Source organism: Streptomyces sp. NPDC047981 (assembly GCF_040653315.1).
In the GTDB taxonomy this organism is placed as follows: Bacteria; Actinomycetota; Actinomycetes; order Streptomycetales; family Streptomycetaceae; genus Streptomyces.
In genome coordinates this window covers 27,363-38,803 of sequence record NZ_JBEZNQ010000023.1, presented here as the reverse complement: position 1 = coordinate 38,803, position 11,441 = coordinate 27,363, and the positions used below count along the sequence as shown (strand labels likewise).

9 protein-coding genes are annotated in these 11,441 nt (G+C 72.6%); 3 read left to right on the top strand and 6 right to left on the bottom strand.

The genetic code is table 11. The features are described from left to right. Positions 1 to 50 precede the first annotated feature (50 nt). Positions 51 to 1,034, top strand: coding sequence for a LuxR family transcriptional regulator (locus AB0E14_RS16130; RefSeq protein ID WP_362417242.1), 984 nt, complete (start codon positions 51 to 53; stop codon positions 1,032 to 1,034). Between the two features lie 117 nt (positions 1,035 to 1,151). On the opposite strand, the gene AB0E14_RS16125 is transcribed toward AB0E14_RS16130, so the two are convergent. Further along, positions 1,152 to 2,459, bottom strand: a complete 1,308-nt coding sequence (locus AB0E14_RS16125) for a serine hydrolase domain-containing protein (RefSeq protein WP_362417239.1) — start codon at positions 2,457 to 2,459, stop codon at positions 1,152 to 1,154. A 212-nt stretch (positions 2,460 to 2,671) separates the two neighbouring features. Continuing rightward, on the bottom strand, positions 2,672 to 3,415 hold the full coding sequence (locus tag AB0E14_RS16120; RefSeq protein WP_362417236.1) for a class I SAM-dependent methyltransferase: 744 nt from the start codon (positions 3,413 to 3,415) through the stop codon (positions 2,672 to 2,674). A gap of 308 nt (positions 3,416 to 3,723) precedes the next feature. Here AB0E14_RS16120 and AB0E14_RS16115 point away from each other — a divergent pair, with 308 nt between their 5' ends. Continuing rightward, positions 3,724 to 4,548, top strand: coding sequence for a VOC family protein (locus AB0E14_RS16115; RefSeq protein WP_362417233.1), 825 nt, complete (start codon positions 3,724 to 3,726; stop codon positions 4,546 to 4,548). Positions 4,549 to 4,629: 81 nt separating this feature from the next. Further along, entirely contained in the window at positions 4,630 to 5,442 is an 813-nt protein-coding gene (locus AB0E14_RS16110; RefSeq protein WP_362417230.1) for an SDR family oxidoreductase, read from the top strand. 9 nt (positions 5,443 to 5,451) lie between these two features. On the opposite strand, the gene AB0E14_RS16105 is transcribed toward AB0E14_RS16110, so the two are convergent. The 4 genes from AB0E14_RS16105 to AB0E14_RS16090 all read right to left on the bottom strand — a co-directional run bounded on the left by AB0E14_RS16105 (position 5,452) and on the right by AB0E14_RS16090 (position 11,428). Next, the gene (locus tag AB0E14_RS16105) at positions 5,452 to 6,615 is read right to left on the bottom strand and encodes an alpha-hydroxy-acid oxidizing protein (protein ID WP_362417227.1); all 1,164 of its coding nucleotides are present in this window, start codon (positions 6,613 to 6,615) and stop codon (positions 5,452 to 5,454) included. 86 nt (positions 6,616 to 6,701) lie between these two features. Next, entirely contained in the window at positions 6,702 to 8,684 is a 1,983-nt protein-coding gene (locus AB0E14_RS16100; RefSeq protein ID WP_362417224.1) for a sigma-70 family RNA polymerase sigma factor, read from the bottom strand. Positions 8,685 to 8,835: 151 nt separating this feature from the next. Beyond that, a complete protein-coding gene (locus tag AB0E14_RS16095; protein WP_362417221.1) occupies positions 8,836 to 10,440 on the bottom strand; it encodes a glycoside hydrolase family 13 protein in 1,605 nt (534 codons plus the stop codon). Between the two features lie 112 nt (positions 10,441 to 10,552). Then, positions 10,553 to 11,428, bottom strand: coding sequence for a carbohydrate ABC transporter permease (locus tag AB0E14_RS16090; protein ID WP_362417218.1), 876 nt, complete (start codon positions 11,426 to 11,428; stop codon positions 10,553 to 10,555). Between the last annotated feature and the right edge of the window lie 13 nt (positions 11,429 to 11,441).

Below are 11,441 nucleotides of genomic sequence, written 5' to 3'. Positions count from 1 at the left end.
GAGTGCCAGTGGCACTGATCGGCCACGCGGCGCTGCCGATAATGCGAGGCATGACGAACGCGAAACTCGGTGAGGCGCTCCGGCTGCTCGGCGTCGGCGAGCCCGCCGTGCGGGTCTATCTGGCGCTCCTCGACCTGGCACCCGCGCCGCTGGACGCGATCGGGGAGGCGACCGGGCTGGGCGGCGAGGAGTTCGCGGCGGCCTACGGCGAACTGGCCGACGCGGGTCTGGCCGGCACGGCGGCCGAGGGCGCGGACGGGGTGGCCCCGGTGCCGCCGGCGGCCGGTCTGGAGATCCTGGCCCGGCACCGGGCGGCCGAGCTGGAGGCGTCCCGGCTCGCGGTCGGCGGCGCCTTCGAGTCGTTCCGGCGGCGGCGGCTCGCGGCGTACGACGCCCCGCTGGTGGAGGTCGTCACGGGGGAGGCGGTCGGTCCCCGGCTGCGCCAGGCGTGGGCGAGCGCCCGCGAGCAGATCCGGCAGTTCGAGTCGCCGCCGTACTTCCCCACCCCGGGAGCGACGGACGACGCGCTGGCCACGCTGGCGCGCGGGGTGACCCAGCGCGTCATCTACTCGCGCGAGTCGCTGGAGTACCCGGGCCGGCTGAGCGAGGCCATCGAACCGGCCGGCGAGGCCGGCGAGCAGGCCCGGGTGCTGCCGTCGGTACCGGTCAAGCTGGTGATCATCGACGAGGCGTACGCGTTGGTGTCGCTCTCGATCCGGGAGGCGGACGTGCACCACACGATGCTGGTGGTGCAGCCGTGCGGGCTGCTCTCGGCCCTGGTGGCGCTGTTCGAGGAGTCCTGGCGCAGCGCCCTGCCGTTCCACGGCCGTACCACCCGCCCGGGCGGGCTTCCCCCCGCCGACCGGCGCCTGCTGTGGCTCCTCGCGGGCGGCGCGAGCGACGAGGCGGTCGCCCGCGAGCTGGGGATCAGCCGGCGCACGCTCTTCCGCCGCCTCCAGATCCTGATGGCCCGCCTCGGCGCGGCGAACCGCTTCCAGCTCGCGCTCCAGGCCCAGCGGGCGGGCTGGCTCTAGCTGTCTCCAGCCATCAGCCCGGGTACGGGCAAGGGCCGCCGGTCACTGGGGACGCGGCGGCCCTCGGGGCCGGTCCGTGGGCGCGGCCCGGGACGCACCCGGGCACGCGCCCGTGGATCAGCGGTTCTCGGGCAGGTCCTGCTCGGCCGGGAGCGCCGCCGGCGCCTGGGCGTCGAGCGTGGCCGCGCGGGACGTGGACTTCGCCGCCGGGGCCGGCTTCTTGCCGCAGAAGGCGGCCTCCAGCGAGGCGCCGAGCGCGGTGTTGGCCTCGCCGCGGTTGGAGGTGTTCGCCATCGCGGAGAGGCTGCGGCGGCCGTCACGCGTCGAGAAGGCGTAGGTGTAGAAGCCCTGCACGGTGCCGGTGTGGCCGAAGACCTGGGTCCCGCAGGAGAGGTCGTAGCGGCGCAGGCCGAGGCCGTAGAACCGAGTGTTGGTGGCGTCGGTCGGGGTGACCGTCGTCATCGCCTCCAGCATGCGCGGCGACAGCAGCCGGCCCCGCATCAGCGCGCCGGTGAAGGTGTTCAGGTCCGCCGGGGTGGAGATGACCGCACCGGCCGACTGCGCCCAGGACACGGTCTGTTCCGTGGAGTCCACGAGCGCGCCGCCGGCCTCGTCGGGGTGCAGGTAGCCGCGCACCTGGAGGCCGGCGATCTTGGTGTCGGGGTGGACGTACGAGGTGTTCCGCAGGCCCAGCGGCTTGAAGATGCGGCGCTCGTACTCCTGGGCCACCGGCTTGCCGGTGAGCTTCTCGATGAGCATGCCGACGACGACGAAGTTGGCGTTCGAGTACTTGTACGCCACGCCGGGCTCGGTGGTGCGCGGCTCGCTCAGGGAGAGGTCCACCAGCTCCTGGTAGCTGAAGACCCGGTTGCGGACGGCCTCGAAGCCGGGGACCGTCTGGTTGAACATGGCGTTGGTGTAGTCCGCCAACCCGCTGCGGTGGGTGAGCAGGTGACGCACCGTGATGCGATCGTCGGGCAGCAGCCCCGGCAGGTAGCGGTTGACCGGCTGGTCGAGCTCGATCTTGCCCTCGTCCACCAGCTGGAGCAGGACGACGGCGGAGAAGGTCTTGCTGACGCTGCCGATACGGAACCGCGCCTGGGTGTCCATGGCCGCGCCCGAGGCGCGGTCGCGGACCCCGAGGGCGCGCGCCTTGACGCCCGTCGGTCCGGTGTAGCGGGCCATGGCGCCCGGGGCGCCCTTGGCCATGGCGTCGTTCAGCGCCGCGGCGACACCCTCCATGTCGGGGAGCCGGCCCAGCGAGCGCGGGCCTGCGTCGACCGCGCGGAGCGGGTCGGTGGCGGCGCGGGCGGCGGTGGGACCGGCGGGAGCGGCGACCGCGCTGGTGGCGGGCGCGACACCGGCGGCGAGTGCGGCGACCAGGGTGGCGCTGACGGCAAGGCGTCGTTGCGACGGCAGGTGCACGTGGATTCCTCGACTCGTTCGACTGCGCGGCACACGGCCAGCGGTGTGCCGCGAGGCTCCGGCCGGTCCGCGCGCGGTGCGCGCCGTCTCCGGAACCCATGGATCATGAGTGCCAACGGCCGAGAAAGGTTCCTGACACGGGCCACGGGTTCCGGAGCACGCCCTTCCGACCCGCCTGGCGGCTCACCGCGGCCGCCGGGCGGGCCGGCGGCTCAGGCGCGGCAGCGCAGCATCTCCAGCGGCGGGCTCGCCAGGAGGTCGGCCCAGAACTCCTCGCCGAACGCGCGGATGCCCTCCTCGGACACCTGCAGCGGCACCCACTCCAGCTCACTGAACCCGGCCGCCCGCAGGGACTCCTCGTAGACCTCGCGGCGCGGGCAGTTGGCGACGATGGAGATCGGCTGCGGTTCGAGGAGCGCCGTGACCCGCACCCGCGGGCCGGTCCCGCCCTCCTCGCCGGTCGGCTCGCAGCGGAATCCGTACGTCTCCAGGGAGGCGCAGTCGAACGCGTAGTCGGGCTTCTGGGCGAACACGAAGAACTCGCCCCCCGGCACCAGGCTGCGGTGGATGTTGCGGCACATCCGCTCCATCGTCGCGATGTCCTCGGCGTAGTTGAGACACTGCACGGCGAGCGCGAGGTCGAAGCCGCCTTCGGGAGCGTCGAGTTCGGCCACGTCGCCGACCTCGTAGCGCACGCCGAGCGGCTCGCGGCGCTCGATGTCCCGCGCGGCGGCGATCATCTCGACGGAGATGTCGACACCGAAGACGTCCGTGGCGCCGCGCCGCTTGAACTCCCGGCTGTAGAACCCGGTGCCGCACGCCACGTCGAGCACGGACCTGCCGGTCACGTCGCCCACCAGGCCCAGGACGCTCGGCACCTCGCCGTAACGCGTCAGCGGCAGGGACTTGAACCCCTCGAACGCCTCACCGATCGCGTCGTACTGATCCACCGTCATGTGTTCCCCCTGGATGTTCCCGCACGTTTCATCCGGCCGTCGGGCGGCCGTGGCGACGAGTCTCCTCCGCCGTCGAGCGACGGCCGTACTGGCGAAAGGCACGAAATGCGGGCCGGCCGACCTGCCCATCGCCCAAGCCGAGCCTGCCGGACGCACCCGGCCGTGCCGGGCCGCGATGAGTTCCGGGGCCGTACGGAGTCCACCCTTCAGCACCGTCGCCGGACGGCTGCCGATCGCCGGTCGCCCGTCGTGCGCGACCGACGCCCCGGTGCAAGGCTGGCGACAGACCGTCTCGGAAGGGAAGAACCATGATCACCACCGACCCCGTTCCCGGCACCCCCTGCTGGCTCGACCTCGGGGCACCCGACGTACCGGCCGCTGCGGCCTTCTACGGCTCCGTGCTCGGCTGGGAGTACGAGGCCATGGAGGCCGGTGACGCCGGGGAGACCGGCGGAGGCGGCGAGGAGATGGAAGGCGGGATGTTCCGCAAGGACGGCAAGATCGTCGCGGGGCTCGGCAAGCTCACCGAGGCGGGAGCGCGCTCGGCCTGGATGATCTACTACAGCGTCGAGGACGTGGACGCCACGACCCGGGCGGTCGAGCAGGCGGGCGGGAAGGTCCGGGTCGCTCCGATGGACCTCGACGAGTGGGGCCGGATGGCGCAGTTCACCGACCCGCTGGGCGGGCAGTTCGCCGCCTGGCAGCCCGGTACGAACAGCGGGGTGGAGCTGGTGGACGCGCCCGGCTCGCTCTCCTGGACGGAGCTGTACACCACCGACGCGGCGGCGGCCAAGCGCTTCTACACCGACGTCCTCGGCTGGTGGTACAGCGACATGGAACTGCCGGGCGGCGGCGGTACGTACTCCCTGGTCACCCCTGCGGGCCTGGCCGAGGAGCGGATGCAGGGCGGCATCATGGGCATGCGCGCCGAGGACCTCACCCTGAACAGCGGCAAGCCGTACTGGCACCCGGTCTTCGACGTCGACGACTGCGACGCGGCGGTCGCCCGGGTGAAGGCGAACGGCGGAACGGTCCAGATGGGCCCGGACGACGCCGAGGGCGTCGGGCGGCTGGCCGTGTGCGTGGACCCGTCGAACGCGGACTTCGTCCTGCTGACCCCGGAAAAGCCCTGACCCGGGCTCCCCGCGATGTGATCAACTGATCGGCGGGAAGGCGGCTACGCGACAACCACGACCACAGGGGCCCGACGACCGATGGCGAATCAGCGTGTGTACCTCGTGACCGGCGGCGGAACGGGCATCGGGGCGGCGACGGCCCGGCTGCTCGCCGAGGCCGGTCACCACGTCGTGGTCTCCGGACGCCGCCCCGAACCCCTGCGGCTCGTCGCCGAGGAGACCGGGGCGCTGGCCGTCCCGTCCGACATCAGCGCCCCGGACGCTGTGCGCGCGCTCGTCGACGCGGCGGTCGGCGCGCACGGCCGCCTCGACGGGGTGGTCCTCAACGCCGGCATCGGGCGGGGCGGCGGCGTGGGCGAGGTGACGCTCGACGACTGGGACGCGGTGCTGCGGACCAATCTCACCGGCCCCTTCCACCTGCTGCGCGCCGCGCTCCCGCACCTGCTCGAGGCGCGGGGCGCGGTGGTCGCCGTGGCCTCGGTCTCCGCCCTGCGCAACGGCGTCGGCAACGCGGCCTACGCGACGTCCAAGGCGGCCCTCCTACAGCTCTGCCGCTCGCTCGCGGTGGACTACGGGGCGGCCGGCCTGCGCGCCAACACGGTGTGCCCGAGCTGGGTGCGCACGGACATGGCGGACCGCCGGATGAGCCGCTTCGCCGACGAGGCGGGCCTCGACAGCGTCGACGCGGCGTACCGCGAGGTGACGCGCGTGCTCCCGACCGGCCGCCCCGGTGAGCCCCGCGAGGTCGCCGAGGCGATCGCGTGGCTGCTCTCCCCGGCCGCGTCGTTCGTCAACGGAGCGGTCCTCACGGTGGACGGCGGCGCGACCGCCCTCGACCCCGGCACTCTTGCCTTCGACTTCCAGCTCACGCCCCGCGCCCCGGGCACCTGAGGCACCCCGTCATCCGACCCGGCGCAGGGCCTCCGGCGTGAGGTCGGCGAGGGTCGGATAGCCGTCGACCGCCATGAGGAGATCCGCCTCGGCGAGGAGCGAGCGCAGGACGTGCACCAGGCCGTCGACGCCGCCGAGGGCGAGGCCGTAGGCGTACGGGCGGCCCACGGCGACGGCGGTCGCGCCGAGGGCGAGTGCCTTGACGACGTCCGTTCCGCTGCGGACGCCCGAGTCGAAGATCACGGGCAGCCCGTCGGCCGCCTCGACGACCCCGGGCAGCGCGTCGAGTGCGGCGAGGCCGCCGTTGGCCTGCCGGCCGCCGTGGTTGGAGCAGTAGACGCCGTCCACTCCCCCGGCCCTGGCCCGGCGCACGTCCTCGGGGTGGCAGAGGCCCTTCACGATCAGCGGGAGCGAGGTCAGCGAACGCAACCAGGGGAGGTCGTCCCAGGTCAGCGGGTTGCCGAAAACACCCGCCCAGTGCAGCACCGCCGCGCCGGTGTTCTCCTCCGGGGGCTGGGCGAGGGCCGCGCGGAAGACCGGGTCGCTGGTGTAGTTCGCCAGGCAGTGCCCCCTCAACTGGGGGAAGTTGCTCGTCGCGAGGTCCCGCGGGCGCCATCCGGTCACCCAGGTGTCCAGGGTGACCACGATGCCCCGGAATCCGGCCTTCTCCGCCCGCTCCACCAGGCTGGCGGCCAGGTCCCGGTCCGTGGGCGTGTAGAGCTGGAAGAACCCGGGGGTCGGGCCGAACGCGGCGGCGACGTCCTCCAGCGGGTCCACCGACAGCGTCGAGGCGATCATCGGCACGCCGGTGGCCGCCGCGGCGCGCGCGGCGGCGAGGTCACCGTGCCCGTCCTGCGCGCACAGGCCCAGCACCCCGATGGGAGCCATCATCAGCGGCGACGGCAGGGACAGACCGAACATCGAGACGGACAGGTCCCGTTCCTTGGCGCCCACGAACATCCGCGGAATCACGCCGTGGCGGCCGAAGGCGGCGACGTTCTCCCGCTGGGTGTGCTCGTCGCCGGCCCCTCCGGCCACGTACGACCACACCGACGGGGACATCGCGGCGCGCGCCCGCTCCTCCCACCCCTCGTACGTCATGGGGAATCGCGGCAGGACCCCGCCCAACCCGTTGAGGTAGATCTCGTTCTGGTACTCACCGAACGCGCCCACACCGTGCTCCCACTCCCTCGACAAGACCGGTACGGGTGATTCAAGCCGTCGGCTCGCCGGGGGTCCAGAGGAGACACCGACCGCCCTCAGCGGGCGCCGAACACCTGGGTCCAGTAGGGGCCGCCCTGGTCGTGGATGCCGATCCCTATCTCCTTGAAGTCGCAGTTGAGGATGTTCGCCCGGTGGCCCGGGCTGTTCATCCAGGACTCCATCACCTGCTCCGGACTGCTCTGCCCCATGGCGATGTTCTCGCCGTACGTCGACCAGGGGTACCCGGTGGCCGTGACGCGCTCGCCCGGCCCAGCGCCGTCGGGGTTGGTGTGGTCGAAGTAGTCGCGGGCGGCCATGTCGTCGGAGTGCCCCTGCGCCGCCCTGGTGAGCTGCGAGTTCGCCGTCAGCGGACTGCAACCGACCTTGGCCCGCTCGGCGTTCACCAGACTGATGACCTGATCGGCCGTGGAGTCGGAGCCGGTGGGGGCGGTCGTCTGCGTCACCTTCGGCTTCGGCTTGGGCTTGGGCTTCGCCGAGGGCGACGAGGTGCGTGGGGCCGCCGTCTTCGACGGCGTGGCCTTCGCGGTGCGGCTCGGACGGGCCGACGGAGTCGCCGTCGCACTCGCCGATGCCGAGGCCGACGCCGAGGCGGAGGGGGACTCCAGGAGCGTGGTCGGATCCTGCCCGCCGGCGAGGTCGGGACCGGGAGCGGCGGCGCGGTTCGCGTCCACCGCGTCTCCCTCCCCGTCGGGGCCGGCGTTCAGATAGAAGGCGCCACCGGTCACCGCCACGACCGCCATGCCCGCCGCGACGACGGCCCTGCGCCGGCCACGCCGCTGCTCGGCCTCCCTCCGCCGCCGCGCGGCGCGCGAGCTTCGGGGGCCCGCCGCACGCGCCGCGGACACGGAGGCGACGGTGCTCTGCGCCTCGTACGGCGCCACCGCTTCGTACGCCGCCGTGGTGTCGTACGACGTCGTGGCGTCGTACGGCGTCGTGGGCTCGTACGGCTGGTACTGCTCGTACGAGGTCTGTGGCTGCTCGACCGGCTGGTACTGCGAAGGTATCCCGTACGCCCCGTCGGCCCCGTACGCCCCGTTGGTCTCGTACATCCCGTTGGTCTCGTACATCCCGTTGGCGCCGTACGCCTCGTTCGCTCCGTACGTCTCGTTCGCGCTGTACGCCTCGTTCGCACCGTACGTCTCGTAGCCCCCGTAGTGCTGCGCCGGGTACCCGGCGTTCGCCGCCGCCGTCGTGAGACCGAAGCCCGCGCCGTCCCTGACCGCGGCGAGCAGCCACGCCGACGGGGGTACCAGGAGCAGACCCGCGAGCAGCCCCTCGGCGGGGACGAGGTTGCTCCACAGGCCGCCGCAGTGCGCGCAGCCGCGGGCGTGCCGGGCTATGCGCTTGCGCCACAGGGCGGACGGGCGGCCGTCCCAGGTTCCGAGCTCGCCACGGAGGGTCGGGCACGGCGGGTTCTCCATCAGGGCCCGTACGACGACGCGGGCCGTGTCGAGCTGCGCCTTCATCCGCTGGACCCGGACCGCGGTGTGCTCGGTGGAGAGGCCGAGGGCGGCCGCCACCTCGTAGCGGGTCAGTTCGCCCGCGCACTCGAGCCACCACAGCGACAGCAGCGCGCTGTCGTCCGGCTCCAGCCAGCGTGTGGCCTCGGCGGTCTCACGGCGCTGCCCCGAGAGGTGCAGGCTGACCAGGGTGAGGTCCACGAAGTCCGCGCCGGGGTGAGCGACGTCACGGGCGTCGTCGAGGACGCCCATGGCGAGGCGCGTCTGCTGCTTGTGCCAGTGGCCGCGGATCCCGTTCATGGTGATGGCCACGAGCCAGGACCGGAAGCTGTCCGGGGCGCGCAGGGCGGACAGCCCGTCGAGCGCCCGCAGCATCGTCTCCTGCACCACGTCGTCGACATCGTGGTGGCCGTTCAGGGCCCGGCCCACGATGTTGTACACGAGGGGCAGATAGGCGGCGATGAGCTGGTCCTGTGCCCACAGGTCCCCGCTCTGCGCCGCCCTCACGAGCTCCGTCCCGTGCTGCGCGCCGTGCTGCGTGCCGTGCTGCGTTCCCATGCCCTGGTTCACTCTGCCTGTCCCGCCTGTTGTCGATGCCGGCAGTTGGGAGACCCCGAGGTATCCCGCTGATAACAGAAATCGACGAAAGTTTTGCGGCACAGTAGTGCACCGAAGCGAACGGGTGCAGTCGCACCCACCTCTGGGCAGGTCAGACCCGCAGCCATACCGCCGTGTCCTGGGGCAGCCGCCCCTCCGCGTCGAGCACGCCGCTGGAAAGCAGGATCCGCTGGTGCGGGGGGAGGGCGGCGGGCGTGGGCGCCAGGTTGGCGACGCACACGAGGCCGTCCCGGCGGGCGAAGGCGAGCACCCCCTCCCCGGCCGGCAGCCAGGTCATGGGTCCGTCGCCGAACCCCGCCTCGGTGCCCCGCAGCGCCAGGGCCGTCCGGTAGAGCGCGAGCATCGACTCCGGGTCGGTGTCCTGGCGGTCCACCGCGTAGCGCGCCCAGTCCCGAGGCTGGGGCAGCCACGGCTCGGACGTCGAGCCGAAGCCGAACCAGGGCGCTTCGGCGGTCCAGGGCAGCGGGACGCGGCAGCCGTCGCGGCCGGGGTCGACGCCCCCGGAACGGGCGTGCATGGGGTCCTCGATGCGGTCGAGGGGGATGTCGGCCTCGGGGAGTCCCAGCTCCTCGCCCTGGTAGACGTAGACCGATCCGGGCAGCGCGAGGGTGAGCAGCGCGGCGGCACGGGCCCGCCGGGTGCCGAGGCGGAGGTCGGTGGGGGTGCCGAAGGCCTTCTTGGCGAAGTCGAAGCCGGTGTCGGCCCGCCCGTAGCGGGTGACGGTACGGGTGACGTCGTGGTTGCAGAGGACCCAGGTCGCGGGGGCTCCGACGGGCGCGTGCTCGGCCAGGGTGTCGTCGATGGTGCGACGGAGCCGGTCCGCCTCCCAGGGGCAGGAGAGGAAGCTGAAGTTGAAGGCGGTGTGCAGCTCGTCGGGGCGGAGGTAGCGGGCGAAGCGCTCGGAGTCCGGCAGCCAGACCTCGCCGACGAAGATCCCTTGGTAGCTGTCGGCGATCGCGCGCCAGGAGCGGTAGATGTCGTGGAGTTCGTCCTGGTCGATGTACGGGTGGGGGTCGACGCCCTCGACGAAGTCGGCGAGGGCCGGATCCTTGGCGAGCAGGGCGGCGGAGTCGATGCGGACGCCCGCGACGCCGCGCTCGAACCAGAAGCGCAGGACCTCCTCGTGCTCGCGGCGGACCTCCGGGTGGGCCCAGTTGAGGTCGGGCTGCTCGGGGGTGAAGAGATGGAGGTACCACTCACCGTCCTCGACCCGGGTCCAGGTGGCGCCGGAGAACTGCGAGGGCCAGTCGTTGGGCGGGAGTTCGCCGTGCTCGCCGCGGCCGGGGCGGAAGTGGAACCGTTCGCGCTCGGGGCTGCCGGGGCCCGCGGCCAGGGCCGCGCGGAACCAGGCGTGCTGGTCGGAGACGTGGTTGGGGACGATGTCGACGAGCACGCGGATGCCGAGCTCGCGGGCTTCGGCGATCAGCTTCTCGGCCTCGGCGAGGGTGCCGAAGGCGGGGTCGATGGTGCGGTAGTCGGCGACGTCGTAGCCGCCGTCCACCAGCGGTGAGAGGTACCACGGGGTGAACCAGACGGCGTCGACGCCCAGTTCGGCCAGGTAGGGCAGTCTCGCCCGGACGCCCGCGAGGTCCCCGGTGCCGTCGCCGTCTCCGTCGGCGAAGCTGCGTGGGTACACCTGGTAGATGACGGCGTCGCGCCACCAGTCGTCGGTGCGGTGCGTGTGAGGGGCTGCCACGTGACGGTCCTTTCGGGCAGGTCGGGTTCTTCGCCGCCGGCCCGGTTGCTGCGGGGCGTTGGACGGGCCGGCGGCGAAGCTCTTGGGGGTGCGGAGGCGGGGACGGGCGCGGTCAGCCCTTGAGCCCGCCGGCGGTGAGACCGCTCATGATGTTGCGCTGGAAGACCAGGAAGATGAGCAGGGTCGGCACGGAGGCAATGGTGAGCGCGGCGATGAGCACGTTCACGGGGACGCCGTTGGAGAGCGAGTAGATGCCGACGTTGAGCGTCTGCGTCGCGGGGTCGGGGAGGGTGAGCATCGGCCAGAGGAAGTCCTTCCAGACCCCCACGACGGCGAAGATCGACACCACGCCCAGGATCGGCCGGGAGATCGGCAGCACGATCGACCACAGGACGCGGAGCGGCGACGCGCCGTCCATCGAGGCCGCGTCCAGGAGTTCCCTCGGGATCGAGTCGAAGAACCGCTTGAGCAGGAAGATGTTGAAGGCGTTGGTCACGGACGGGAGCCAGATCGCCCAGGGCGTGTTCAGCAGGTTGCGCTCGATGACGGGCACGTCGAGGACCGTGAGGTACTGCGGTACGACGAGGACGGTCGCCGGGATCATCAGGGTCGCCAGCATCAGGCCGAGGATCGCCTTGCCGAGGACGGGCCGCAGTTTGGAGAGCGAGTAGGCGGCCGCCACGTCGAGGACGAGCTGGAAGGCGAGCGCGCCGAACGCGTAGTAGAGGGTGTTGAAGAGCAGGGTGGCGAGGTCCATGACCTCCCAGGCCCGCGCGTGGTTCGCCGGTTCGAAGCTGCCGGGGATCAGGGTCGGCGGGGTCTGGATGACCTCCTGCGCGTCCTTGAAACCGCTGGTCACCAGCCAGTACAGGGGGCCGAGGAACGCCAGCGTGAAGCCGCCGACGACCACGGCGAAGACGGTCCAGTAGACGATCCGGCCGCGGGGGCGGGCGAGTTGGGCCGGCGAGATGAGTGTGCGTGTCGACATGCTGGTCTCCCCC

Excerpts from the sequence above, each read along its gene's own strand:
- AB0E14_RS16130 (WP_362417242.1), top strand. The coding sequence starts at position 51 with ATGACGAACGCGAAACTCGGTGAGGCGCTCCGGCTGCTCGGCGTCGGC.
- AB0E14_RS16120 (WP_362417236.1), bottom strand. The coding sequence starts at position 3,415 with ATGACGGTGGATCAGTACGACGCGATCGGTGAGGCGTTCGAGGGGTTC.
- AB0E14_RS16115 (WP_362417233.1), top strand. The coding sequence starts at position 3,724 with ATGATCACCACCGACCCCGTTCCCGGCACCCCCTGCTGGCTCGACCTC.
- AB0E14_RS16110 (WP_362417230.1), top strand. The coding sequence starts at position 4,630 with ATGGCGAATCAGCGTGTGTACCTCGTGACCGGCGGCGGAACGGGCATC.
- AB0E14_RS16100 (WP_362417224.1), bottom strand. The coding sequence starts at position 8,684 with ATGGGAACGCAGCACGGCACGCAGCACGGCGCGCAGCACGGGACGGAG.
- AB0E14_RS16090 (WP_362417218.1), bottom strand. The coding sequence starts at position 11,428 with ATGTCGACACGCACACTCATCTCGCCGGCCCAACTCGCCCGCCCCCGC.